A 21,674-nucleotide genomic window follows, 5' to 3' on the forward strand; every position below is an offset into this window, starting at 1 on the left:
GTATGAGCGGCACACCCAAGGGCGAGCTGGTTTGCAGCGCCAATGACATCCAGGTCAAGCAGGCGCTGCGGATCCTGATCGACGGCTACCCCGTAGCCGTCGTGCGGGATTCTATGGGGGACATCCACGCCATTGGAGACACCTGCTCGCACGCGGACATTTCCCTGTCCGAGGGCGACGTGGAAGGCTGCGCCATCGAGTGCTGGGGCCACGGCTCCCAGTTCGACCTGCGCAGCGGCCAGCCACTGCAGCTCCCCGCCTACGATCCTGTTCCGGTGTTCGCCGTCGAACTCGACGGAGACGACGTCTACGTGGACGTCACCAACGTTTTGAACGGCGCAGCAGTAGACAACTACTGAGCGCCCGCAGCATCAGACTTACGAGCGAAAAGAAAGAAGAGCATGTCAACTCTTGAGATCAAGGACCTGCACGTCAGCATTGAGACGGAGCAGGGCACCAAGGAGATCCTGAAGGGCGTCAGCCTGACCATCAGGACCGGCGAGACGCACGCCATCATGGGCCCCAACGGCTCCGGCAAGTCCACCCTGGCCTCCACCATCGCCGGCCACCCCCGCTACACCGTCACCAGCGGCACCATCACGCTGGACGGCGAGGACGTGCTGGCCATGAGCGTTGACGAGCGCGCCCGTGCAGGCGTCTTCCTGGCCATGCAGTACCCGGTAGAGGTTCCGGGTGTCACCATGACCAACTTCCTGCGCACCGCCAAGACCGCAATTGACGGCGAAGCACCCAAGCTTCGTACCTGGACCAAGGACGTCAAGGATGCCATGGAGAAGCTGCGCATCGATGCCGACTTCGCCCAGCGCAACGTCAACGAAGGCTTCTCCGGCGGCGAGAAGAAGCGCGTGGAGATCCTCCAGCTGGAACTCTTCAAGCCCAAGTTCGCCGTCCTGGACGAGACCGACTCCGGCCTGGATGTCGACGCGCTGAAGATCGTCTCCGAGGGCGTCAACCGCGCACACTCTGAGGGCAACATGGGCACGCTGCTCATCACGCACTACACGCGTATCCTGCGCTACATCAAGCCTGAATTCGTCCACGTGTTCGTTGATGGCCAGGTTGTCGAGGAGGGCGGCCCCGAGCTGGCCGACCGTCTCGAGGCAGAAGGCTACGACCGTTACGCAAAGGGCGCCGGCGCAGCTACCATCGCGGCCGAGGCCGCAGTACAGGCCTAGTTAGGACTTGTCATGACCGAAATCAAGCCGGGCCGTACGGCCCTGGAGGACGTCGAAGAGGCGCTCAAGGACGTCATCGATCCTGAGCTTGGCGTTAACGTGGTGGACCTCGGGCTGCTGTACGGCCTGAAGTACTCCGACGAGGACGGCGCGCTCCTGATCGACATGACGCTCACCACCGCCGCCTGCCCGCTCACCGATGTGCTCGAGGAGCAGGTGGGCCAGGCCCTGGACGGCGTTGTGGACGACTGGCGCCTGAACTGGGTATGGATGCCGCCATGGGGTCCTGAGCGGATCACCGATGACGGCAAGGACCAGATGCGGGCCCTCGGCTTCAACATCTGACAAACCTGAAGTACGACGACGGCCGGTCATCTTCTCCACGAAGGTGACCGGCCGTCGTCGTTGGCTCATCGATTGCTGCGTAAATGTCGTTATGACCTCTCAAAACGGCAATTACTCAGCAATCGATGGGGGTGAGCCGGGTTAGAGGGTTGCGGCGCTGAACGTATCGCACTGGTTGATGTCGCCGGACTGGTAGCCCCGCGAGAACCAGCGCTGGCGTTCCTCGCTGGAGCCGTGCGTCCAGCCTTCGGGGGAGACGCGGCCGGTGGCGGCCTTCTGGATGCGGTCGTCACCCACGGACGCGGCGGCGGACAATGCGTCGTTCACATCCTGCGGGGTGAGGGGCTCCAGGTACGGCTGCCCCGTGGCCGGGTCCGGCGTTGTGGAGGCGTACTTGGCCCACAGTCCCGCGTAGCAGTCAGCCTGCAGTTCGGTACGGACGGAACCGGACTCGGGCCCCTGCGGATCCTGCTGCGCCCGCTTCAGGTCACCGAGCAGGTTCTGGACGTGGTGGCCGAACTCGTGCGCCACCACATACTCCTGCGCCAGGGGGCCGCCGGAGGACCCGAAGCGGTCCACGAGTTCCTGGAAGAACCCGGGGTCGAAGTACGCCGTGGTGTCCGTGGGGCAGTAGAAGGGGCCCACCTCGGAGGTCGCGGAACCGCATGCGGTGTTGGTGCCGCCGCTGAAGATGACCGCTTCAGGCCGGGGGTACTGCACGTTGTACTGCTTCAGGTAGCCGGGCCAGAAGGCGTTAAGGCTGTTGACGGTACCCGTGATCCGGCAGTCCAGCCTCGCGTCGGCGTCAGCGCCGGTGCTGCAGGCTGGCGCCGTACCCTGTGACTGCCCGGCGTTGCCGCCGTCGGTCAGGCCGCCGAGCAGGTTGGGGTTGATGCCCAGGAGGAGGGCAACCAGCAGGACCAGGCCCCCGCCGATGCCGCCGCCCACTTTCACCGCGGTGCCCATGCCCCGGCGGTCCTGGACCTGCGAGGGATCCAGCTGAACGTTGTCATTGAAACTCATAACGTCACATTACCCGCGGGCCGGGCCCTCAATCCGCCTGGCCGGTAAAGTTGGTCCGTGCCTTTCCTCGACAAGCTCCAGCGCTGGGCCGGGCAGCGGCCGCACGACACCGCCGTCGTGATCGCCGGACGCCGCCTGGACTGGGAGCAGCTGCGGGACGCCGCCGCTGAACTGGTGGCCGGGACCAAGTCCGTCACGGCGCTGTGCGAGGCCAATTCCGTGGACTTTGCCGTGAAATTCGCGGCCGCCGTGGCGGGCGGCCGGCAATGCGCCGTCCTGGATCCGGCGTGGTCCGCCCCGCTGCAGGAAGACATCATCCGGCGGGTGGAAGCATGCGCCGGTCCAGCCCCGGTGTCCCCGGATGACCAGCTGGCCGACGGGCCGCCGGACTCCAGCTTCCTGATCGGCCTCACCTCCGGGACCACCGCCGTACCCAAGGCGTTCACCCGCTCCCGGCGGTCCTGGCAGCAATCCTTCGACGCCTCGATCGAGTTCTTCGGGCTTCGGCAGGATGACGTGACCCTGGCACCTGGTCCGCTGGCGGCCAGCCTGAACCTCTACGCCCTGGCTGAGTGCCTGTACGCCGGTTCGGAGTTCCAGACGCTGGAGACATTCGACGTCGGCGACGTCCATGCGGCCATCACCCACGACCGGGTCACCCGGCTGGTCCTGGTGCCCACCATGCTGCGGATGCTCAGCGAACGCGGAATGACCGGATGCGTCGATGCCTCCGGCGTGCGGACCATCATCTGCGCCGGTTCCAAGCTTGATGCCCGCACCTTCGAAGCGGCCAGGCGCTGGGCTCCGAATGCCACCATCTATGAGTACTACGGCGCCTCCGAACTGAGTTTCGTCTCCGGCCTGGGCCTGGCCCCAGGCCAGGCTGCGACCGCCGGAGGCACCGGAATCGGCCAGCCGTTTCCAGGGGTCGACGTCCGGATCCGCGATGACGACGGCGCACCCGTCCCCGACGGCGGCTACGGCAACATCTGCGTCCGCAGCGGCATGGTGAGCAACGGCTACCTGTGGGGTGACGACGGCGAAGCGCTGCGGTCCTTCGGCGACTGGTACACGGTGGGGGACCAGGGCTATCTGGCGGACAGTGAGCTGCACATCCTTGGCCGGCGTGCCGACATGATCCTCACAGCGGGGAGGAACGTCTACCCGCACGAGGTGGAACTGGCGCTGGCCGCCGTTCCCGGGGTTGCGGCAGCTGTCGCCGCCGGGATGGCCGATGACTTGCGCGGCCAGCGTGTGGTGGCTGGTGTGGTGCCGTCCCACGGCGGAATTTCTGCCACCCAGCTGCGGGCCGGACTGGAGGACATCCTGTCCCGGCACAAGCGGCCCTTGCAGTACTACCTGCTCCAGGAGCTTCCCACCACGGACCGCGGAAAGGTCAGCCGGAACCTCCTGCTGGAGTGGATCAACGCCCGCGACCCCAGGGTGCGTGCCCTTGGCGCCTGACCTGCTGCCGCCTGACCTCCTGCCGCCCGAACGCCAGCCGGTCATCATCGCCGCGCGCCGGACCCCCGTGTGCCCCGTCAACGGCGCCCTGCGGAACCTGCGCGCCCACGAACTCCTGGCTCCGGTCCTCCGGGAGCTGGTGGCCGAAGTGCCGCTGGATCCCGCGTCCGTCACCGACGTGGTTATCGGCAACGCCGTGGGCGGGGGCGGGAACGTCGCGCGGCTTGCCCTGCTGGAGGCGGGACTGCCGGCCGGCGTGCCTGGGATCACCGTTGACAGGCAGTGCGGTTCAGGCCTGGATGCAATCGTCCTTGCCGCCCGACTGGTGGCGGCCGGCGGCGGACCACTGTATTTAGCCGGTGGAGTGGAGAGCACCAGTACCGCGCCACTGCGGGCGCACAGGAAGGACGACGGCGGCCCGGAGTTTTACCGCCGCGCCCAGTTCGTGCCGGACAGCTTCGGGGACCCTGACATGGGCGTGGCCGCGGAAACGGTGGCCGAAGAGTACGGTGTTGCCCGCGAACGCCAGGATGACTTCGCGCTGGCCAGCCACCGGAAAGCCCTCGCTGCCATCCGGGACGGACGCTTCATGGACGAACTCGTGCCGCTGGAGACTCCCGCGGGGACCGTCTCGTCGGACGGCGGCCCGCGGGCCGGCCTGACCCCTGCTGTCATGGCACGGTTCCCTGCCGCCTTTGTGCCAGGAGGAACTGTCACCGCCGGAAACTCCTGCTTTGACGCAGACGCTGCCTCCGCCGTCGTCGTAACGTCCCTTGCGCGGGCGCGCCGACTGGGGGTGCGTGATGCCCTGCTGGTGCGCAGCACGGGTACCGCCGGGGTGGCTCCGCAGGTGCTGGGGATGGGCGCTGTTCCGGCCGCGCGGGGTGTGTTGGCTGCTGCAGGCGTGAAAGCGGACGAGGTGGACGTGGTGGAATTCAACGAGGCGTTCGCTTCGCAGACGCTCGCGTGCCTCGACCAGCTGGGCATCGCTCCCGGCCGGGCAAACCTCGACGGCGGGGCGCTGGCGCTGGGGCACGCCTACGGTGCGTCAGGTGCCGTGCTGGTGACCCGGCTGCTGGCCCAGGCGCGGCGGGCGGACACCGAGGGTGCCCTGGGTCTGGCGATGATCAGCATGGCCGGTGGCATGGGCACGGCGGCGCTCCTGGAATACCGGCGGCTGTAACGCCGCCTGGCGTCCCAGCCGGTCAGTCTTCCGCTTCGCCCAGGCCGCGGGCGGCCAGTGCCTCACCTGTTTGGCGGGCGTAGGCCACGGACGTGATGAAGACCGGCAAGACCAGCGCGCGCGGGTTGCGCTCCAGTCCCCGGGCCTTGGCGGAGTCGCGGACGTCGGCGAAGGTGCCCGCGATGAAGGGAATGCTGCGGAGCATGATGCCGATGGTCAGCGCGAAGCGTTCGGGATCGGCGCCGAACCTCTTGAAGGGCCGCGCCAGGTGAACCACACCGTCCAGGAGCCGCTGGATCGGCGTGGTGGCTGTGAGCAGGGACGCTGCCACGACGCAGACCAGGATGTTCAGCACGATCCGGCCCGCCGTGGGGCCGCCAAGCTGCCACCATTGGAAGAGTCCGATGACCAGGAGCACGGGGGCCAGCGGGCGGACGGCGTGCCACAGCCGCTTCACCCCCGCGCGTGTTGCGAGGAACAGGCCGCAAAGGACGGCCAGGATCGCCGCGGAGATGCGCCAGTCCACGATGAGGAAGGAAAGCAGGCCAGAACCGATAACCAGGAGGAACTTCAGGGCCAGCGGCGCCCGGTGTACCAGTGAGGTGCCGGGAACGTAGTTTGCCAGGAGGAAGCCGTGGCCCCTCATGTGGAATCCCGCCCTGTGGCGTCGAGTCCCTGCAGGCACCATGAGCGGTAGGCCGCCACTGCATCCGCCGGGGCGCCGTCGAAGGCGACGCGGCCCTGGTCGATGACCAGGACCCGGTCCATGTCCAGGGCCAGGTCAAGGTCGTGGGTGGACATGATGATTTGCTGGTCCAGGTCCGCCAGGGTCCTGCGCAGCAGCTCGCGGTTGCGCAGGTCAAGGAGGGTTGAGGGCTCGTCCAGCACCAGCACCCGGGGTTGAACGGCAAGCACGGCGGCGAGCGCCATTAGCTGCCGTTCGCCGCCGGACAGCTCGTAGATGCTTTGGTCCGCCAGGTGAAGCAGGCCCAGGCGTTCGAGGGCTTTGTCTGCCAGCCGCCGCCGCTCCGCACCGTTCTTGGTTGAACGGCGGAGGGACAGTTCCACGTCTTCCCGTCCGGTGGGCATCACCAGCTGGGAGAGGGGATCGGTGAAGACGAACCCCACGTTGCGCCTGACCTTCCGGACGGCACCTACTGTGTCGTCGCCGTCGACCGTTACGGTGCCGCTGGTGGGCTGGACGAGTCCGTTGATGAGGCGCAGCAGCGTGGATTTCCCGGAACCGTTGGCGCCGATGACGCCCACCCGGGCTTCGTCCAGCCTGAGGCTGACTGCGTCCAGGAGGACCTTGGGCTGCGGGGAGTCTTCGCTGTCGACGGCGACACCCACCTGGTCGAACGTTACTGCCGGCATGCGTTGTCCCTAGGCGCTTTGGGCGGCCTGGGTGCGGCGGCGCACGCGGCGGACCAGGACGTCGGGGAAGGCCCGGTGGAGGGCGACGGCGACGGCCGCGGCGAGGAGGTTCTTGATGATGTCTCCCGGGTAGAAGACCAGGTCGCTGAGGAAAGCCTGCTCCAGGGTGGCCTTGGAGTTGAGGGCAATTCCCAGGACGCCCAGCGTGTGCACGAAGACAACGCTTGTGACCGTGGCGGCCAGGAAGAACCACAGGGCGCGGGCCTTCGTGGTCCGCCGGATGACCACAGTGGCCAGCCAACCAACCACGGCGGCGGCGATGGGGAAGGCGATGATGTAGCCGGCCGAGGGCCCGGCAAGGATGGCCAGGCCACTGCGGCCCTGGCTGAAGATGGGCAGGCCGGCCAGGCCCAGGAGGGTGTAAAGTCCGACGGCGGCGAATCCGCGGGCGGGGCCCAGCACCAGGCCGGTGAGCATCACGGCAAGGGTCTGGAAGGTGATGGGGACGCCGAAGCCGTTCAGGGCCAGTCCCGGCACCAGGGCTGCGCCGGCAACGAGGGCGGCGAAGACGGCGATCAGTCCCAGGTCGGTGCCGTTCCAGCGGCGGCGCTCCGTCCGTTTGCTGGTTTCTGTGGTGGTCTCGGTGTTGCCCATGATGGTCCTGTCGGGGTTGTACAAGCGGAATCTAATGTACAGCCGACGCTACCGGGGCGGAACAGGGACCATTTTGTAGGGGTCCTACTAAGGGAGCGTGTGGGTGCTTTTGGGTGGGCACAAGCGGGCCGCGCCGCGCTATCCGTCCCTTGTCATGGAGCGGAGCACGGCCTGGAAGCCTGGACTGACGTGGACGGTGAGCGTGCCGTCGTCGCGCACCTGGGTAAGTTGCTCGTAATTCGTGCCGTTCCACCAGTAGACGTGCGGGCTCACCGAGCCGGCCGCATCGGCGTAGCCCATGGCGGTGAACCTTGCCATTCCGTTGAGCACTGGGACGACGGTGGCGTCCTCGATGATGTGCCAGACAACCTGGTGCCGGTTCGGGATGCTCATCAGCCACCCAAAGTCTTTTACAGCGCGCCGGCCCGTGAGTTCTGTGGCCAGACCGGGCAGAAGCAGGGCGCGGCTTGCGGTGTACACGGATTCACCCAGGAGGGCATTGAAGGTGCCCCCTCCAGGTGCGGGGAGGGTTTCGAGTTGTTCGATCTCCAGGCTGCGGAGGTTTTCGATGCCCTGTCCCTGGAGGGCTTCCCAGCCGCCAAACCTGTTCGCGTTGTCATGGTTGAAGACCGCAACGGTGTCTGGAAGGTCGAGGGCGAGCATCTCGACAATGCCTGGTGCGAACTCCCTGTGTGGGTAGCTGTGTATCCCCGGGATGCTTGCCTCGTCGTAGAGGCGGCCGAAGGTCCGGCTCTGTACGTCCTGAGGAGCCAGGACGCCGAACGGATCGGGTGCCTCAAAGCTCGCCAGTACGCGTTCAAGATGGCCGGCGATCACGCCGCGCCAAGTGGACTGGGGCTGCTCATAACACATGGCCCCGATGTTCCAGAAGCCGAATTCGCGTCCGGAACCATCGACGGCATGGCCCGGGTGGACCTCCACTTCGAGTCCCGCCTCGGCGAAGACTTCGCGCGCGGTGGCCCGGAACTCGTCGGCCTTGCAATGGGTGAAGAACGTCAGGGCGGAGTCAGGTGTCTCCGCTTCCGGAGATTTCCTCTTGAAGATACCCACAGATGCTCGCTCTCGGGGGCCGGCACAGCTGGAAAGGGCCAGTCTACGGAATTTCCGCATTACCACCGGGCTCCGGCTGAGAATCTTGAGGAGAAACGCGCTTTTTCGGATCATAGGCAGCGTTGACGGGTGAAGTCTCTGCTCTGGCTGGGAAAATCGGGTCATGGACAACTATCGGGCTGCGGGAGCAAAGCGGTTCATTCTCGCAGGGGTCATCGAGTCAGAAGCTGAAATACCCCGCTACGTCGCCGCCCTGGGTTCCGCTCGAATGTTCGTCTGCCGTCTCGTGGCTCGTCCAGAGGTGCTGGAGTCACGCTGCGCTTCCGCCACCGGGACGATCCTGAACGCCTCACGTGGCATCTGGACCGCGTCAACGGATTATCAAAAATTCTTGAAGCTGCAGAGATCGATGATCTGGTACTGGACTCCTCCGACATTCCTGCCGTAAAGCTCGCAGTGGCTGTTCGGCGGGCTGCCGGCTGGGACTGATCCCGGGAGCGCCGGCCCAACCGAACACGAACTCTGCTGGTCTGTACAGAGGCTGCCGGCGCACGGGAGACTGGCGCCATGCGGAAACTGACCTACGCCATGAATGTGAGCGTTGACGGGTACATCGCAGCGCCCGGCGACGACCTCGGCTGGAGCGTACCGAGCGATGAACTGTTCCAATGGTGGTCCGACCGGGTCGCAGCGACGGGCCTGGCGCTGTACGGCCGCAAACTCTGGGAGACCATGAGCTCGCACTGGCCGACCGCCGACCAGCAGCCTGGCGCCACACCGGCGCAGATCGAGTTCGCCCGCCGCTGGCGCGACATGCCAAAGGTGGTGTTCTCCTCGACGATCAGCACTGTCGACTGGAATGCACGCCTGGTCACCGGCAATCCGGTCGCCGAAATCATCCGCCTCAAGGCCGGCGAGGGCGGTCCCATGGACATCGTCGGTGCCACACTCGCCGCGGCGGCCATGCGGGCCGGACTGATCGACGAGTACGTGACCGTCACGCATCCGGTCCTGCTGGGAGGCGGCACACCGTACTTCACGGCCCTGGAAGGAAGGATGAACCTGGGCTTGGTAGAGACCCGGACATTTCCCGGTGGCGTGGTCCTGACCAGGTACCAGGCCACGCGCTGAGTTCCCCGGATGGATTGGGACGTCCCGAAATCACCTTTACAGCAGTCCGCCTTCCAGACGCTTGGTGGCAGCACGTTCCACAAGGATGGGTACCAAGCTCCGCACGGGGCCGGCGTTGAAGGCGGAGTATTCCTCGCAGACGGCGTCTTCGACGTCCGTCCGGGAACGTCCGGGAAACCTGCCCGCAAGCGTGTTGATGACGGATATCAGTGCTTGTTGTTCCTCACCGCGCTCCATGCCCACCTCTTCGTCGAAGTCCAGCTTAACTAGCCTGCCTAGTATTTAGGGCGGCAAGCAAAAAGTCCAACGCCAGGGTGCCGCAGAGCGCCCGCGTCCGGTGGTGGGCGGGCCTCGACCCGGACAATGCGGGCTTGGTACCGTGTGGCCCATGCCCATCAAACTCGAGAATGTAGGCATCGCGGTCCGCGATTTGGAAGAGGCGATCGCTTTCTTTACCGACCTGGGGCTCACTGTCCTGGGCCGCCAGACTGTGAGCGGGGAATGGGCCGATACCGCCGTCGGACTCGACGGCAACCACGCCCGGATAGCCATGCTCCAAACACCGGATGGCAAGGGCCGCCTCGAGCTCTTCGAATACATCCACCCCGACGCGATCGAGACTGAGCCCACCCTGCCCAACGAGATCGGCATGCACCGCGTTGCCTTCTCCGTTGACGACATTGGCAACGCACTTGAGATCGCCGCAAGGCACGGCTGCCATCCCCTGCGTGGCGTGGCAACGTACGAAAACGCCTACAAGCTCAGCTATGTCCGGGGCCCCAGCGGCATCATTGTGATGTTCGCGGAGGACCTGACGAAGGGCTGAGCCTGCAGGCGGGCTGCAATATACTCCGAATATGCCCATCACGCACCCAGCCCCCAATGCTCAACGCCCTGACCACAAGATTCGCGGGGGCCAGCTTTGAGCGGCGGCCTCGTAGCCCTGCTGGATGACGTCGCAGCCCTGGCCCGCATCGCGGCAGCATCAGTGGATGACGTCGCCGCCGGTGCAGCCAAGGCAGGGGCCAAGGCCGCCGGGGTAGTCATCGACGACGCCGCGGTCACACCGCAGTACGTCTCAGGTGCGGACCCGTCACGCGAACTGCCGATGATCAAGAAGATCTTCTGGGGCTCCATCCGGAACAAGCTCCTGATCATCCTGCCCGCCCTGCTGCTCATCAGCGCCTTCATCCCCTGGATCATCCCGTTCATCCTCATGCTCGGCGGCACTTACCTCTGCTACGAGGGCGCCGAGAAGGTCTGGCACAAGCTCCGCGGCGGCCACCACGAGGAGGAAGAAGCGCCGGCGGTGGAACGCGGGCACGACGCCGAGGCCAAGGTCGTCAAAGGCGCCATCACCACCGACTTCATCCTGTCCTGCGAGATCATGGTTATCTCCATGAACGAGGTGGCCACAGAATCCATCTGGGTCCGTGCGTTCATCCTGGTCCTGGTGGCGTTCGCCATCACGGTGCTCGTGTACGGCGCCGTCGCGCTCATCGTCAAGATGGACGACATCGGTGTGCACTTGGCTGCCAAGGACTCTCCGCGCTCCAAGCGCTTCGGGAGGTTGCTGGTCACGGGCATGCCCGCCGTGCTGGCCACCATCACCTTCGTCGGAACGATCGCCATGCTGTGGGTTGGCGGCCACATCATGCTGCAGGGCGCGCATGACCTCGGCTGGCACGCACCCTACGACCTGGTCCACGCGCTGGAGCACCCGGTGGCAGGGGTCGCGGTTGTCGGCGGTCTTTTGGCTTGGCTCGTCAACACCCTGTGCTCAACGGTCGTCGGGCTCGTCTGGGGCCTCATCGTCCTGGCGGTGGTGGGCCCGCTTCTGAAAGTGCTGCCGTTCGGCAAGGCCAAGGGCGGCCACAATGAGGCGGCCGCGCCTGCCGGGAATGGCGGCCACGGGGCCGCCGAGCCAAGAGGCTGACAGGTGCCGCACCGGCCGCGCGTTTCAGAACGCGTAGCGGATGCGGCAGTACGGTGCGATGTCCTGGATCAGTCCGGTCAGCTGCCGCACGTAACCGGCCTTGGCCCGTGACCGGTAGCGGACGTTGTTGAAACCGTTGGACGAGGTTTTTGATTCCTGCAGGTCGGGGCGCCACAGGACGTTCTCAGCCTGCGGATGCCAGCCCAGGTTGACCTGGTGCAGCTGCTCGTTGTGGGTCAGGAAGATGACCTCCGCCGCGAGCTGGGCCTTCGCTGCCTCCGTCAACGTCGCGTCGAGTTGGCGGAGCAGCGCCTCCCAGTCGGCCAGCCAGGTGTCGGTGATGACGACGGGGGAGAAGTTCACGTGCACTTCGTAGCCTGCGTCGACAAAGTCATTGATCGCGGCCAGCCGTTCCGCGACCGGCGACGTCCGGACGTCAATGGACTTGGCCAGGTCCGCCGGCATCAGGGAGAAGCGGATCCGGGTGTGGCCGCCATGGTCCCACGCCAGCATTTCCCGGTTGACGAATTTGGTGGCGAAGGACAGCTTGGCGTTGGGCAGTTCGCGGAAAAGCCCCACAAGTTCCTCGACGTTGGGGCTGATCAGCGCATCCACCGAACAATCGCTGTTCTCCCCGATGTCGTACACCCACAGCTCCGGGTCGCACTGGTTGGGCTCCAGCTTGAGCCCCTGGCGGGTGGCGTGCCGCTCCAGCGTCGCCGCGATCTGGTCGATGTTGGCGAACATCGTAATTGGATTGCTGTAGCCCTTATGCCGCGGAACGTAGCAGTAGGCGCACGCCATGGCGCAGCCGTTCGCCGTGGAAGGTGCAATGAAGTCCGCCGAGCGCCCATTGGGTTTGACGGTCAGCGACTTTTTGATCCCCAGGACCAGTGCCTCCGTCTTGATCCGGGACCAGCGCGGCACGTTGGTTTCGTCACCGTGCAGGTCCGGGATGTTCCAATGGCTGTCCACCAGTACGACGTCGGCGTCAGGCCAGCGCGCGACAATCTGCTGGCCACGGGGCAGCTCCAGGGCGGCTGGCTGTGCGTAAATACGCCGGATCTGGAGCAGCCGATCGAATTCCATGACCCCATTCTGCTTGAACCTCCGGGGCGCAGCCGGCAGTTAAGCCCACGGAGCCATCACCGGACGGCCGGAAGTTTCTGCTGCTGAAACTGGCGTGGCCCGCCGGACGGTAGACTGGATTGTGCCGTTCTCCGGCCACTCTGCCCCAGCGTCCCTTCGCACACAGTGCGCGGACCGTGGCGTTCCCTGTTGTGAAAGGCCTTACCTGCTGTGATTACTGTCCAGGATCTTGAACTGCGCGCCGGTGCCCGGCTCCTCATGGACCAGGTGAGCTTCCGCATCGACAAAGGGGACAAGATCGGCCTGGTGGGCCGGAACGGCGCGGGCAAGACCACGCTGACCCGTGTCCTCGCGGGCGAAGGCCTGCCCGCCGCCGGCAAGGTGACCCGCAGCGGAGAAATCGGGTACCTGCCCCAGGACCCGCGGACCCCCGACATGGAACAGTTGGCGCGTGACCGGATCCTTTCCGCCCGCGGCCTGGACATCGTCGTCGGCAAACTGCGCAAGGCGCACGACGAAATGGCGAGCGAGGACGCCGACGTCCAGCGCAAAGCCATGAACCGGTACGACCGGCTGGAATCCGAGTTCCTCGCCGCGGGCGGCTACGCGGCCGAGGCCGAAGCAGCCTCGATCTGTTCCAACCTTGCCCTCCCTGACCGGCTGCTGAACCAGCCGCTCAAGACGCTCTCCGGCGGCCAGCGGCGCCGCGTGGAGCTTGCCCGCATCCTGTACTCGGATGCCGAGACCATGCTCCTGGACGAACCGACGAACCACCTCGACGCCGACTCCATCGCCTGGCTGCGGGACTTCCTGAAGAACCACCAGGGCGGCCTGATCGTGATCAGCCACGACACCGACCTGCTTGAAGCCACCGTCAACAAGGTGTTCCTGCTGGACGCGAACCGCGCCCAGATCGACTTCTACAACATGGACTGGAAGCGCTACCTCCTGCAGCGCGAGACTGACGAGCGGGCCCGGAAGCGTGAACGGGCCAACGCCGAAAAGAAGGCACAGGTCCTCATGGACCAGGCCAACAAGATGCGGGCCAAGGCCACCAAGGCTGTTGCCGCGCAGAACATGGCAAAGCGTGCCGAACGGCTGCTCAGCGGACTGGAAGCTGTCCGTGAGCAGGACCGCGTGGCAGCCCTGCGGTTCCCGGACCCCTCACCCTGCGGCAAGACCCCGCTCACCGCGGACGGGCTCAGCAAGTCCTATGGGTCGCTGGAGATCTTCACCGACGTGGACCTGGCCATCGACCGTGGGTCCAAGGTGGTCATCCTGGGCCTTAACGGTGCCGGCAAGACCACCCTGCTGCGCATGCTTGCCGGCGTGGACGCCCCGGACACCGGCGAAGTCATCCCTGGCCACGGCCTCAAGGTGGGCTACTACGCCCAGGAGCACGAGACCCTGGACCACGACCGCACGGTGCTGGAGAACATGCGTTCTTCCGCCCCGGACATGAAGGACGCCGAGGTCCGCGGCATCCTGGGTTCATTCCTGTTCTCCGGCGACGACGTCGACAAGCCCGCAGGCGTGCTCTCCGGCGGTGAGAAGACACGCCTGGCCCTGGCCACCATCGTGGCCTCAAGCGCCAACGTCCTCCTCCTCGACGAGCCCACCAACAACCTGGACCCCGCCAGCCGCGCGGAAATCCTCGGGGCGCTCCGGAACTACACCGGCGCCGTCGTACTGGTCAGCCACGACGAAGGCGCCGTCGAGGCCCTGAACCCGGAACGTGTTGTCATGCTTCCGGACGGCGTGGAAGACCTCTGGAACGAGGACTACTTGGACCTGATCACCCTGGCCTAGCGCACCGTCAGTTCCAGGGCCCCGGTGATGCGGAGCAGGTCCTGGTAGGTGATGCTGAACATCGAGTTGTGGTCACCTGCCCCGGCCCACAGCAGCCCGTGGGCCTGCAGGGTTTCATCCAAAAGTGTCCTGATTCTCTTCGGGTGGCCCACCGGGGCGACCCCGCCGACTTCCTGTCCGGTGTGGTCCAGGACGAATGCGGGGGAGGCCCGGCGGATTTTGCCGGCCCCGAGCCCGGCCGCAACCAGCGCCGTATCAACACGGGCCGCACCGCTGGCGAGGATCAGCAGGGGTTCGCCGCCGACGTCGAAAATGAGGCTGTTGGTGATGGCGGCAAGATCGCATTCCAGCGCCTGGGCCGCGGCGGCTGCCGTGGGCACCCCCGCGGAAAAAGTCCGCACGGTGTCGCCGACTCCGGCCTCGACCAGCGCGGCGCGCACCAAGGCGACCGGACCGCCGTCGTGCTTCTCCACGTCCTAGTACCCCTGCGCGTCCAGGAGGGCGTCTTCTTCCTCCTCGGCCGTCGCCTTCTTCCGCTTGCGCGGCGGTGCGGGCTGGCGCCGGGCGGCCTGGACGGCGGAGTGGACCGCTCCGTCCAGTTCCGGCTCGTCCTGGTCCTCGGCGTCGATCGCTGCGTTACGCGCCTGCTGCCGGGCCGCGTAGCCGAAGCCCACGAACATCAGGACCCCGAAAGCGAACCACTGCAGCGAGTAGGACAAGTGCGTCCCCTCGTCAGTGGACGGTTTGGGGAAGGCAACCGGCATCTCCGCCGGCGCCGGCGTTTCCGAGGCCAGCTGGCCGTACGCACCCGTCATCAGGGGATAACCCAGCTGCGCTGAGTAGGTGGGAAGGTCAATGGATGCCAGCTGCCCCTCGGGCGCCCCGCGCTGCAGCTCCGGCTCACCATGCTTCAAACGGACGACGGCGGTCACGTCACCGGAGGGCGGGGCGGGCACGGAGTCAGGGCTGCCTGGATTCTTGTTGCCGATGGGCAGCCAGCCGCGGTCGATGACAACGGTTTCGCCCGTGGTGAGGCGGAACGGGACCACCACCTCGTACCCGGGCTGCCCATTGAGCGGCCGGTTGCGCACAACCCGCTGCCCGGCGGCATCGTAGGAGCCTTTCAGCTCGACCTGGGTCCATTCCTTGGCCGGGTCCAGCTGGGTGAACTGGTCCCGTGCCTGGGCGAACGGAATGGGAGCCGCCGAGTAATTGCTGACGACGCGGTTGATTTCGGCCAGGGTCTCGGCGCGCCGGTCCATCTGCCAGCGGCCCAGGAAAACGCACGCGGTGGCAAAGATGGCGGCCAGCAGGAGATAGCCCAGCCACTTGCTGGAAAAGAGGAAACGGTACATTCAGATGTCCTGCTCCAGGGGGGCGTCCCCGGCGGCTTCCAGCGGAAGCGTTTCCTTCCAGAGGCCACGCGTCTGCAGGTAGTCCTCCAGCCAGTCCCGGTGGTCGGCGCAGGCCAGCCAGGTTTTGCGCCGCTCAGGAGCATGGATTTTCGGGTTGTTCCAGAGAAGCTGCCAGGACGCCTGGGCCCTGCACGCCTTCCGGGAGCAGACGGCGGCAGCCTCCGATGCCACGTCCGTTCCCGCTGCGAAATCGAAAATGCTCATGATGCCTGCCGCTCCTCCCCGTCCTCCGGGTCCTCGTCCTTCACCAGTTCGCCCTGCAGCACGGCGCTTCCCGGTTCCTCATCCGCCACTGGAGGGGCAGGGCTTTCCAGCTCGGCCAGCGGCGCGGAATCCAGCAGCAGGTCACTGGGCGTTTCTGCCTTGTCGCTGCCGTTGGCAATCACCACGGCGAACCACGGCAGGAAGACCGCGCCCGCCACCGCAATGATCTTGAACCAGCCGTCCACCACAAAAATGAGGATCAGGCAGACCATGCGGATGCCCATGGCCAGGGCGTACTTAATCATCCGCTGGCGCATATCCTCCGAATGCGCGGCGGCGGCATCCGTAATGCTGTGGACCTCGGTGTCGCCGGAGAACCGGCCCGGTTCTTCGGGCGCCGGACGTCCCGCATGGTTTTCAAGGGTCACGGTGAATGATCACGCTCCAAAGGCTTCCCTTAATTCTCGCACCATCGGCAGTGCTGCCCAAACCCGCGGCAGGGCTGCCGCTAAGATCGGTTCCAGCCAAACCACACCCTCTACCGCGGCGCAGCCTGCCGCAGAATTCCGGAGCACCTCCATGACTGAAGCAGTTACCGCACCGCGCAGCGTCCTCATCACCGGCGGCAACCGCGGTATCGGGCTGGCCATCGCGCAGGCGTTCCTCGCCAACGGCGACAAGGTGGCTGTGACCTACCGCAGCGAAACGCAGCTGCCGGAGGGCATCCTCGGCGTCAAGGCGGACGTCACCGACGAGGCTTCCGTGGATGCCGCCTTCAAGGAAGTGGAAGCGGCCCACGGTCCGGTGGAAGTCCTCGTGGCCAACGCCGGCATCACCAAGGACACCCTGCTGCTGCGCATGAGCGAGGATGACTTCACCTCGGTGATCGACACCAACCTGACCGGTGCCTTCCGCGTGATCAAGCGTGCGTCAAAAGGCATGATCCGGCTGCGCAAGGGCCGCGTGGTCCTCATTTCCTCGGTCTCGGGCCTGTACGGGGCGCCGGGACAGATCAACTACTCCGCCTCAAAGGCCGGCCTGGTGGGCATCGCCCGCTCCCTCACGCGCGAACTGGGCTCACGCGGCATTACCGCCAACGTGGTCGCACCCGGCTTCATCAACACGGACATGACCGCCGAACTCCCCGAGGCCACCCAAAAGGATTACCTGGCCAGCATTCCCGCCGGCCGTTTCGCTGAGGCGGCCGAGGTGGCCAACGTGGTCCGCTGGATCGCCAGCGACGAAGCCGCGTACATCTCCGGTGCCGTCATCCCCGTGGACGGCGGCCTGGGCATGGGCCACTGACCCTTCGGCCTCCGCCGCTGCAGGAAACTAGCCCCGCGGTCCTTATTTGTCGAAGTCGGACAACGGATATTGGCCATGGCCGCTGGCATGATGGACTGCAGGCCACAACGATTTAGATGTTTCGAACAAAGGAAGCTCGTATGGGACTGCTGGACAACAAGACGGCGATCGTCACCGGATCATCGCGGGGCATTGGCGCCGACGTAGCCAAGATCCTCGCCTCGGAGGGTGCCGCCGTCGTGGTCAACTACCGCCAGAAGGCGCCCCGCGCCAACAAAGTAGTGCAGGGCATCGAAGCCGACGGCGGCCGGGCCGTCGCGGTCGGCGCGGACCTCACCACCCAGGAGGGTGTGCAGGCCCTGGCCAGCGCCGCCATGGAGAACTTCGGGTCCCTGGACATCCTGGTCCTGAACGCCTCCGGCGGCATGGAGACGGGGATGGGGGAGGACTACGCGCTCAAGCTGAACCGCGACGCCCAGGTGAACATGCTCAACGCGGCGGTGCCCCTGATGAAGGAAGGCTCGCGCGTGGTCTTCGTGACCAGCCACCAGGCCCACTTCATCAACACCGTCCCCACCATGCCGGCCTACGAGCCGGTGGCCCGCAGCAAGCGCGCCGGCGAGGACGCACTCCGGGACCTGATCCCCAACCTGGCGGAGAAGGGCATCTCCCTGGTGGTGGTGTCCGGCGACATGATCGAGGGCACGGTCACCGCCACGCTCCTGGACCGCTCCACCCCGGGCGCCATCGAAGCGCGCCGCGCCGAAGCCGGGAAGCTGTACTCGGTGGAGGAGTTCGCGCAGGTTGTTGCCGGAATGGCAACGGCCGACGTCGAGTCCGGCCACACGGAGTACGCCGGCGGTGCCGACTACTTCGGCAAGAGCGCCGGGCAGGCTTCCAGCTAAGCAGCAGCGGTCAGATGGCCCCCGCCGCCGGGTAATCCGGCGGCGGGGGCCGCTTTGTTATGGGGCGTTGCGGGGGCTCAGACCCCGGCGATGTGGCGGACGGCGTCCAGGTACGGCATGTTCAGGGCGGCGTCGGCCACGGCGCGGACAGCGGGTTTGGCGTTGAAGGCCACCCCGATCCCGGCGGCGCCCAGCATGTCCAGGTCGTTGGCGCCGTCGCCCACGGCGATGGTGTGCTCCAGCGCGATGCCCTCGGCGGCAGCCCACTCCCGCAGGTACTTTTCCTTCGCTGCCCTGTCCACGACCGCGCCCAGCACCTTGCCGGTCAGCGCGCCGTCGACGATTTCCAGCTCGTTGGCCTGCCAGTAGTCCAGGCCCAGGTCCCCGGCAATAGGCTCCAGGATTTGGTTGAAGCCGCCGGACACCACAGCCACCGTGTGGCCGGCGGCTTTGAAAGCGGCCACGAGCTGATCGGCACCTTCGCTGAGCTTCACTTCTTTGCGGACGGAATGGACGACGTCGGCGGGCAGCCCCGCGAGCACCGCCACCCGGGCGTGGAGGCTTTGGGCAAAATCGAGTTCGCCGCGCATGGCAGCTTCCGTTACGGCCGCCACTTCCTCGCGCTTGCCGGCGTACGCGGCCAGGAGTTCGATGACCTCCTGCTGGATCAGGGTGGAGTCCACATCCATGATCAGCAGCTTGCGGGCCGCAGAGCGGAGCCCGGAGGGCACCAGGGCCGTGTCAAAACCATAGGTTGCGGCATCCGCCACAGCCCGGCGGAGGGCGGCCAGGCCGGCCGCGGTGGCGTCGGGAAGGGCCAGGTCAAGAACCTGGACCCCATACCGGCTGTCACCGGCGGAGGATTCGGACAGCAGCTCTGCGCCGTGTGAGGCAAGGACGGAACGCAGCTGCTCCAGCCCGGCGGGGGTCATATTCAGGCCATAGCTGACCGCAGTCACGTTCGAAGTCATGCCTGCAATCTTAGTCAGCGCGGGTGGGGTGTCCTGAATTCATTGCGGGCGGCCGCGGCGAAACCCTTAGGGAGCCTTCACACCGGTTATCAGTCATCTTCTGTTTTGTCCTAGTGTCTACTCCTATGAGTGATGTTCTGGAACTGGACTCCGTCAGCGTTGTCCGTGGTAAGAAGACCCTGCTGGACAAGGTTGACTGGCAGGTCAACGAGGGCGAACGCTGGGTCATCCTGGGACCCAACGGGGCCGGCAAGACCACCCTTCTCCAGATCGCGGCGGCACGCCTCCACCCCAGCAGCGGCACCGCCGGCATCCTCGACGAAGTCCTGGGCCGTGTTGACGTCTTTGAACTCCGGCCCCGCATCGGCCTTTCCTCGGCAGCCCTTGCCACCCAGATTCCGGAGCACGAGAACGTCCTCAACGTGGTGGTCACGGCCGCCTATGGCGTCACGGGCCGTTGGCGGGAGGGCTACGAGCGCGACGACGAACGGCGCGCCTTCCGGCTCCTGAACGACTGGGGCATGGGTCCGCTGCTGAACAGGACGTTCGCCACCCTGTCCGAGGGCGAGCGCAAACGGGTCCAGATCGCCCGGGCCCTCATGACGGACCCCGAACTGCTGCTCCTGGATGAGCCCGGCGCCGGACTGGACCTGGGCGGCCGCGAGGAACTGGTCCACAAACTGGGCGAGCTGGCCCGGGACGAATCGGCCCCGGCCATGGTCCTGGTCACGCACCACCTTGAAGAAGTCCCGCCGGGCTTCACCCATGCCATGCTGCTGCGCGACGGCGGCGTGGTGGCCGCCGGCCCCATCACCGAGGTCCTGACGGAAGAGCACCTGAGCACCACCTTCGGGCTTCCTCTGGATGTCTCCGAGAACGCGGGACGCTACACCGCCACAGCACGCCGCTAGACGGGGCCTGCGCTACTACCTTGGAACTCTTCAGCAGCATCATTGTGTTCATCGCCGGCCTGTGGGCCGGTACCATCAACGCGGTGGTGGGCTCCGGCACGCTTGTGACCTTTCCGGTGCTCATCGCCCTGGGCGTTGCACCCGTCACCGCCTCCATGAGCAATGCCATGGGCCTGGTCTTCGGAACGGGCGCCGGGGCCTTCGGCTACCGCCGAGAGCTGGCCGGCCGGGGACGGCAGGTGCTCCGCCTCCTTCCCGCCTCGGTCCTGGGCGGCGTCACCGGCGCCTGGCTCCTGCTGCACCTGCCGGAGAAGGTCTTCCACTACGTCGCCCCGGTCCTCCTGGTCCTGGCACTGCTGATGGTGGTGTTCCAGCCTCGGCTCCAGGACTGGGTGCGCAACCGCGAGGCCAACCCCGAACACGCCGTCCGGGACAAACGCCACGGCGTCCTCCTGGTGGTCCTGGTCTACCTGGCCGGTGTCTACGGGGGTTACTTCGTCGCGGCACAGGGAATCCTGCTGGTCGGCATCCTGGGCGTGTTCCTTACCGGCACCATCCAGAACGCCAACGCCATGAAGAACATCCTGGTCCTCGGCGTGAACATGGTGGCCGCCATCTCCTACCTCCTGTTCGCCTTCGACCGGATCAACTGGCTGGTGGTGCTGCTGATCGCCATCAGCTCCACCATCGGCGGCCTCCTGGGCTCGAAGGTAGGCCGCAAGCTCTCGCCCCGGGTCCTGCGCGCTGTGATCTTCAGCCTGGGCATCGTGGCCCTCGGCGTGATGATCGCCAACCTGCTGAAATAATCACCCGGTGACTTTCCACTACCTCGAATCCGCCGATGACCCGCGCGTCAGCGATTACACCACCCTGACCGACGTGCACCTGCGCAAGCTCCGTGAACCCGCCGAGGGCATGTACATCGCCGAGTCATCGCGGGTCCTGCGCCGGGCCCTTGCAGCCGGGCACCGGCCCCGGTCATTCTTCCTCGCCGAGAAGTGGATTGCGGACCTCGACGACGTCTTCCAGGGGTACCCGGACGTTCCGGCGTTCATCGGTTCGGCTGCCCTGCTGGAGGAAATCACCGGGTTCCACCTGCACCGCGGCGCCATGGCAGCCATGCAGCGCCCGGCGCCGGTGCCGCTGCCCGAAGTCCTCGCCGGGGCGCGCCGCGTGGCCGTGCTGGAAGACATCGTGGACCACACCAACGTGGGTGCGATTTTCCGCTCAGCGGCGGCGCTGGACATCGACGCCGTGCTGGTCTCGCCACGCTGTGGCGACCCGCTGTACCGCCGCAGCGTCCGGGTCAGCATGGGCACCGTGTTCCAGGTTCCCTGGGCACGCCTGCAGGACTGGCCCGGGGACCTGCGGGTGCTCAAGGACCACGGCTTCACCGTCGCGGCCCTGGAACTGACACCGGAGGCAGAGAATGTCGACGCCGTCGCCTCCCGCAACGTGGACAAACTCGCCCTGGTGCTTGGCACCGAAGGGGCCGGCATGAGCCCGGAGACGCTCGCCGCCGTCGACCTTGCCGTCAAAATCCCCATGCGCAACGGGGTGGATTCACTGAACGTGGCCGCTGCCTCGGCCGTCGCCTTCTGGGAGTTGCGCGCCCGGGACTGACCTGCGGCGCCACCACCTGCTGCCAGGGGTACTGGTTCGTCAGCCCCTGACGGATCGGCTATGAT

27 protein-coding genes are annotated in these 21,674 nt (G+C 66.4%); 15 read left to right on the forward strand and 12 right to left on the reverse strand.

What is annotated here, in order from left to right; genetic code table 11:
- Positions 1-2 precede the first annotated feature (2 nt).
- Genes AB0280_RS02580 through AB0280_RS02590 form a run of 3 tightly spaced genes read left to right on the forward strand, consistent with a single transcriptional unit; the run spans position 3 to position 1,541 of the window.
- Positions 3-359, forward strand: coding sequence for a non-heme iron oxygenase ferredoxin subunit (locus tag AB0280_RS02580; protein WP_159632042.1), 357 nt, complete (start codon positions 3-5; stop codon positions 357-359).
- Between the two features lie 42 nt (positions 360-401).
- Positions 402-1,196: a Fe-S cluster assembly ATPase SufC gene (gene sufC / locus AB0280_RS02585; protein WP_366366118.1), complete on the forward strand. Its 795-nt coding sequence runs from the start codon at positions 402-404 to the stop codon at positions 1,194-1,196.
- 12 nt (positions 1,197-1,208) lie between these two features.
- Positions 1,209-1,541: a metal-sulfur cluster assembly factor gene (locus tag AB0280_RS02590; RefSeq protein ID WP_110543073.1), complete on the forward strand. Its 333-nt coding sequence runs from the start codon at positions 1,209-1,211 to the stop codon at positions 1,539-1,541.
- Positions 1,542-1,682: 141 nt separating this feature from the next.
- On the opposite strand, the gene ypfJ is transcribed toward AB0280_RS02590, so the two are convergent.
- A complete protein-coding gene (gene ypfJ / locus AB0280_RS02595) occupies positions 1,683-2,564 on the reverse strand; it encodes a KPN_02809 family neutral zinc metallopeptidase (RefSeq protein ID WP_366366119.1) in 882 nt (293 codons plus the stop codon).
- Positions 2,565-2,621: 57 nt separating this feature from the next.
- On the opposite strand from ypfJ, the gene AB0280_RS02600 reads away from it, so the two are divergent.
- Together AB0280_RS02600 and AB0280_RS02605 are read left to right on the forward strand one after the other, a co-directional pair.
- Positions 2,622-4,028 carry a class I adenylate-forming enzyme family protein gene (locus tag AB0280_RS02600; protein WP_366366120.1) on the forward strand — a complete coding sequence of 469 codons (1,407 nt, stop codon included), beginning with the start codon at positions 2,622-2,624 and terminating at the stop codon, positions 4,026-4,028.
- A gap of 4 nt (positions 4,029-4,032) precedes the next feature.
- Entirely contained in the window at positions 4,033-5,211 is a 1,179-nt protein-coding gene (locus AB0280_RS02605) for a thiolase family protein (RefSeq protein ID WP_366366242.1), read from the forward strand.
- Between the two features lie 22 nt (positions 5,212-5,233).
- Here the strand turns inward: AB0280_RS02605 and AB0280_RS02610 are convergent, their stop codons facing one another.
- From AB0280_RS02610 to AB0280_RS02625, 4 genes are all read right to left on the reverse strand, one after another.
- Positions 5,234-5,857 carry an energy-coupling factor transporter transmembrane component T family protein gene (locus AB0280_RS02610; RefSeq protein ID WP_366366121.1) on the reverse strand — a complete coding sequence of 208 codons (624 nt, stop codon included), beginning with the start codon at positions 5,855-5,857 and terminating at the stop codon, positions 5,234-5,236.
- The gene (locus tag AB0280_RS02615) at positions 5,854-6,585 is read right to left on the reverse strand and encodes an energy-coupling factor ABC transporter ATP-binding protein (RefSeq protein ID WP_366366122.1); all 732 of its coding nucleotides are present in this window, start codon (positions 6,583-6,585) and stop codon (positions 5,854-5,856) included. Before AB0280_RS02615 ends, AB0280_RS02610 begins: the two co-directional genes overlap by 4 nt.
- A gap of 9 nt (positions 6,586-6,594) precedes the next feature.
- Positions 6,595-7,239 (reverse strand): biotin transporter BioY, encoded by a 645-nt coding sequence (locus AB0280_RS02620; protein ID WP_366366244.1) that lies wholly within the window; start codon positions 7,237-7,239, stop codon positions 6,595-6,597.
- Positions 7,240-7,377: 138 nt separating this feature from the next.
- Complete coding sequence (locus tag AB0280_RS02625) at positions 7,378-8,310, reverse strand: hypothetical protein (RefSeq protein WP_366366123.1); 933 nt, start codon at positions 8,308-8,310, stop codon at positions 7,378-7,380.
- A gap of 163 nt (positions 8,311-8,473) precedes the next feature.
- Between AB0280_RS02625 and AB0280_RS02630 the strand changes: the two genes are divergently transcribed.
- Entirely contained in the window at positions 8,474-8,758 is a 285-nt protein-coding gene (locus AB0280_RS02630; RefSeq protein ID WP_366366124.1) for a hypothetical protein, read from the forward strand.
- A 119-nt stretch (positions 8,759-8,877) separates the two neighbouring features.
- The gene (locus AB0280_RS02635; RefSeq protein WP_366366125.1) at positions 8,878-9,441 is read left to right on the forward strand and encodes a dihydrofolate reductase family protein; all 564 of its coding nucleotides are present in this window, start codon (positions 8,878-8,880) and stop codon (positions 9,439-9,441) included.
- Between the two features lie 36 nt (positions 9,442-9,477).
- Here the strand turns inward: AB0280_RS02635 and AB0280_RS02640 are convergent, their stop codons facing one another.
- On the reverse strand, positions 9,478-9,678 hold the full coding sequence (locus AB0280_RS02640) for a three-helix bundle dimerization domain-containing protein (RefSeq protein WP_224026058.1): 201 nt from the start codon (positions 9,676-9,678) through the stop codon (positions 9,478-9,480).
- Positions 9,679-9,829: 151 nt separating this feature from the next.
- Between AB0280_RS02640 and AB0280_RS02645 the strand changes: the two genes are divergently transcribed.
- Positions 9,830-10,267: a VOC family protein gene (locus AB0280_RS02645; RefSeq protein ID WP_275180092.1), complete on the forward strand. Its 438-nt coding sequence runs from the start codon at positions 9,830-9,832 to the stop codon at positions 10,265-10,267.
- 96 nt (positions 10,268-10,363) lie between these two features.
- The gene (locus AB0280_RS02650) at positions 10,364-11,377 is read left to right on the forward strand and encodes a DUF808 domain-containing protein (RefSeq protein ID WP_366366126.1); all 1,014 of its coding nucleotides are present in this window, start codon (positions 10,364-10,366) and stop codon (positions 11,375-11,377) included.
- Between the two features lie 24 nt (positions 11,378-11,401).
- Here the strand turns inward: AB0280_RS02650 and AB0280_RS02655 are convergent, their stop codons facing one another.
- On the reverse strand, positions 11,402-12,466 hold the full coding sequence (locus AB0280_RS02655) for a spore photoproduct lyase family protein (protein ID WP_366366127.1): 1,065 nt from the start codon (positions 12,464-12,466) through the stop codon (positions 11,402-11,404).
- A gap of 210 nt (positions 12,467-12,676) precedes the next feature.
- Here AB0280_RS02655 and AB0280_RS02660 point away from each other — a divergent pair, with 210 nt between their 5' ends.
- Positions 12,677-14,275 carry an ABC-F family ATP-binding cassette domain-containing protein gene (locus AB0280_RS02660; RefSeq protein ID WP_175319791.1) on the forward strand — a complete coding sequence of 533 codons (1,599 nt, stop codon included), beginning with the start codon at positions 12,677-12,679 and terminating at the stop codon, positions 14,273-14,275.
- On the opposite strand, the gene AB0280_RS02665 is transcribed toward AB0280_RS02660, so the two are convergent.
- From AB0280_RS02665 to AB0280_RS02680, 4 genes are read right to left on the reverse strand one after another with little or no spacing between them, the layout of a single operon-like run.
- A complete protein-coding gene (locus AB0280_RS02665; RefSeq protein WP_366366128.1) occupies positions 14,272-14,748 on the reverse strand; it encodes a YbaK/EbsC family protein in 477 nt (158 codons plus the stop codon). The genes AB0280_RS02660 and AB0280_RS02665 overlap by 4 nt on opposite strands.
- A 3-nt stretch (positions 14,749-14,751) precedes the next feature.
- The gene (locus AB0280_RS02670; protein WP_224026063.1) at positions 14,752-15,630 is read right to left on the reverse strand and encodes an SURF1 family protein; all 879 of its coding nucleotides are present in this window, start codon (positions 15,628-15,630) and stop codon (positions 14,752-14,754) included.
- On the reverse strand, positions 15,631-15,894 hold the full coding sequence (locus tag AB0280_RS02675) for a hypothetical protein (protein ID WP_159632028.1): 264 nt from the start codon (positions 15,892-15,894) through the stop codon (positions 15,631-15,633). It abuts the gene before it with no gap.
- Positions 15,891-16,322: a DUF3099 domain-containing protein gene (locus AB0280_RS02680; RefSeq protein ID WP_366366129.1), complete on the reverse strand. Its 432-nt coding sequence runs from the start codon at positions 16,320-16,322 to the stop codon at positions 15,891-15,893. Before AB0280_RS02680 ends, AB0280_RS02675 begins: the two co-directional genes overlap by 4 nt.
- Before the next feature lie 151 nt (positions 16,323-16,473).
- On the opposite strand from AB0280_RS02680, the gene AB0280_RS02685 reads away from it, so the two are divergent.
- Together AB0280_RS02685 and AB0280_RS02690 are read left to right on the forward strand one after the other, a co-directional pair.
- Positions 16,474-17,199, forward strand: a complete 726-nt coding sequence (locus tag AB0280_RS02685; RefSeq protein WP_159632026.1) for a beta-ketoacyl-ACP reductase — start codon at positions 16,474-16,476, stop codon at positions 17,197-17,199.
- Between the two features lie 140 nt (positions 17,200-17,339).
- Entirely contained in the window at positions 17,340-18,104 is a 765-nt protein-coding gene (locus tag AB0280_RS02690) for an SDR family oxidoreductase (protein ID WP_159632025.1), read from the forward strand.
- A gap of 77 nt (positions 18,105-18,181) precedes the next feature.
- Here the strand turns inward: AB0280_RS02690 and serB are convergent, their stop codons facing one another.
- Positions 18,182-19,075, reverse strand: a complete 894-nt coding sequence (serB, locus tag AB0280_RS02695) for a phosphoserine phosphatase SerB (RefSeq protein ID WP_366366130.1) — start codon at positions 19,073-19,075, stop codon at positions 18,182-18,184.
- 125 nt (positions 19,076-19,200) lie between these two features.
- On the opposite strand from serB, the gene AB0280_RS02700 reads away from it, so the two are divergent.
- From AB0280_RS02700 to AB0280_RS02710, 3 genes are read left to right on the forward strand one after another with little or no spacing between them, the layout of a single operon-like run.
- Positions 19,201-19,986 (forward strand): ABC transporter ATP-binding protein, encoded by a 786-nt coding sequence (locus AB0280_RS02700; RefSeq protein WP_159632023.1) that lies wholly within the window; start codon positions 19,201-19,203, stop codon positions 19,984-19,986.
- Between the two features lie 20 nt (positions 19,987-20,006).
- Positions 20,007-20,792, forward strand: a complete 786-nt coding sequence (locus AB0280_RS02705; protein WP_224026066.1) for a sulfite exporter TauE/SafE family protein — start codon at positions 20,007-20,009, stop codon at positions 20,790-20,792.
- Between the two features lie 7 nt (positions 20,793-20,799).
- A complete protein-coding gene (locus AB0280_RS02710) occupies positions 20,800-21,609 on the forward strand; it encodes a TrmH family RNA methyltransferase (RefSeq protein WP_366366131.1) in 810 nt (269 codons plus the stop codon).
- Positions 21,610-21,674: the final 65 nt, after the last annotated feature.

Origin of the sequence: Pseudarthrobacter sp. 902506025, from assembly GCF_040702325.1 — a bacterium.
Lineage (GTDB): Bacteria > Actinomycetota > Actinomycetes > Actinomycetales > Micrococcaceae > Arthrobacter.

What these genes read in the sequence shown, in the direction of transcription:
- AB0280_RS02580 (WP_159632042.1), top strand. Translation starts at nt 3, where the DNA reads ATGAGCGGCACACCCAAGGGCGAGCTGGTTTGCAGCGCCAATGACATC.
- sufC (WP_366366118.1), top strand. Translation starts at nt 402, where the DNA reads ATGTCAACTCTTGAGATCAAGGACCTGCACGTCAGCATTGAGACGGAG.
- AB0280_RS02590 (WP_110543073.1), top strand. Translation starts at nt 1,209, where the DNA reads ATGACCGAAATCAAGCCGGGCCGTACGGCCCTGGAGGACGTCGAAGAG.
- ypfJ (WP_366366119.1), bottom strand. Translation starts at nt 2,564, where the DNA reads ATGAGTTTCAATGACAACGTTCAGCTGGATCCCTCGCAGGTCCAGGAC.
- AB0280_RS02610 (WP_366366121.1), bottom strand. Translation starts at nt 5,857, where the DNA reads ATGAGGGGCCACGGCTTCCTCCTGGCAAACTACGTTCCCGGCACCTCA.
- AB0280_RS02615 (WP_366366122.1), bottom strand. Translation starts at nt 6,585, where the DNA reads ATGCCGGCAGTAACGTTCGACCAGGTGGGTGTCGCCGTCGACAGCGAA.
- AB0280_RS02620 (WP_366366244.1), bottom strand. Translation starts at nt 7,239, where the DNA reads ATGGGCAACACCGAGACCACCACAGAAACCAGCAAACGGACGGAGCGC.
- AB0280_RS02630 (WP_366366124.1), top strand. Translation starts at nt 8,474, where the DNA reads ATGGACAACTATCGGGCTGCGGGAGCAAAGCGGTTCATTCTCGCAGGG.
- AB0280_RS02635 (WP_366366125.1), top strand. Translation starts at nt 8,878, where the DNA reads ATGCGGAAACTGACCTACGCCATGAATGTGAGCGTTGACGGGTACATC.
- AB0280_RS02640 (WP_224026058.1), bottom strand. Translation starts at nt 9,678, where the DNA reads ATGGAGCGCGGTGAGGAACAACAAGCACTGATATCCGTCATCAACACG.
- AB0280_RS02645 (WP_275180092.1), top strand. Translation starts at nt 9,830, where the DNA reads ATGCCCATCAAACTCGAGAATGTAGGCATCGCGGTCCGCGATTTGGAA.
- AB0280_RS02655 (WP_366366127.1), bottom strand. Translation starts at nt 12,466, where the DNA reads ATGGAATTCGATCGGCTGCTCCAGATCCGGCGTATTTACGCACAGCCA.
- AB0280_RS02670 (WP_224026063.1), bottom strand. Translation starts at nt 15,630, where the DNA reads ATGTACCGTTTCCTCTTTTCCAGCAAGTGGCTGGGCTATCTCCTGCTG.
- AB0280_RS02675 (WP_159632028.1), bottom strand. Translation starts at nt 15,894, where the DNA reads ATGAGCATTTTCGATTTCGCAGCGGGAACGGACGTGGCATCGGAGGCT.
- AB0280_RS02685 (WP_159632026.1), top strand. Translation starts at nt 16,474, where the DNA reads ATGACTGAAGCAGTTACCGCACCGCGCAGCGTCCTCATCACCGGCGGC.
- AB0280_RS02690 (WP_159632025.1), top strand. Translation starts at nt 17,340, where the DNA reads ATGGGACTGCTGGACAACAAGACGGCGATCGTCACCGGATCATCGCGG.
- serB (WP_366366130.1), bottom strand. Translation starts at nt 19,075, where the DNA reads ATGACTTCGAACGTGACTGCGGTCAGCTATGGCCTGAATATGACCCCC.
- AB0280_RS02700 (WP_159632023.1), top strand. Translation starts at nt 19,201, where the DNA reads ATGAGTGATGTTCTGGAACTGGACTCCGTCAGCGTTGTCCGTGGTAAG.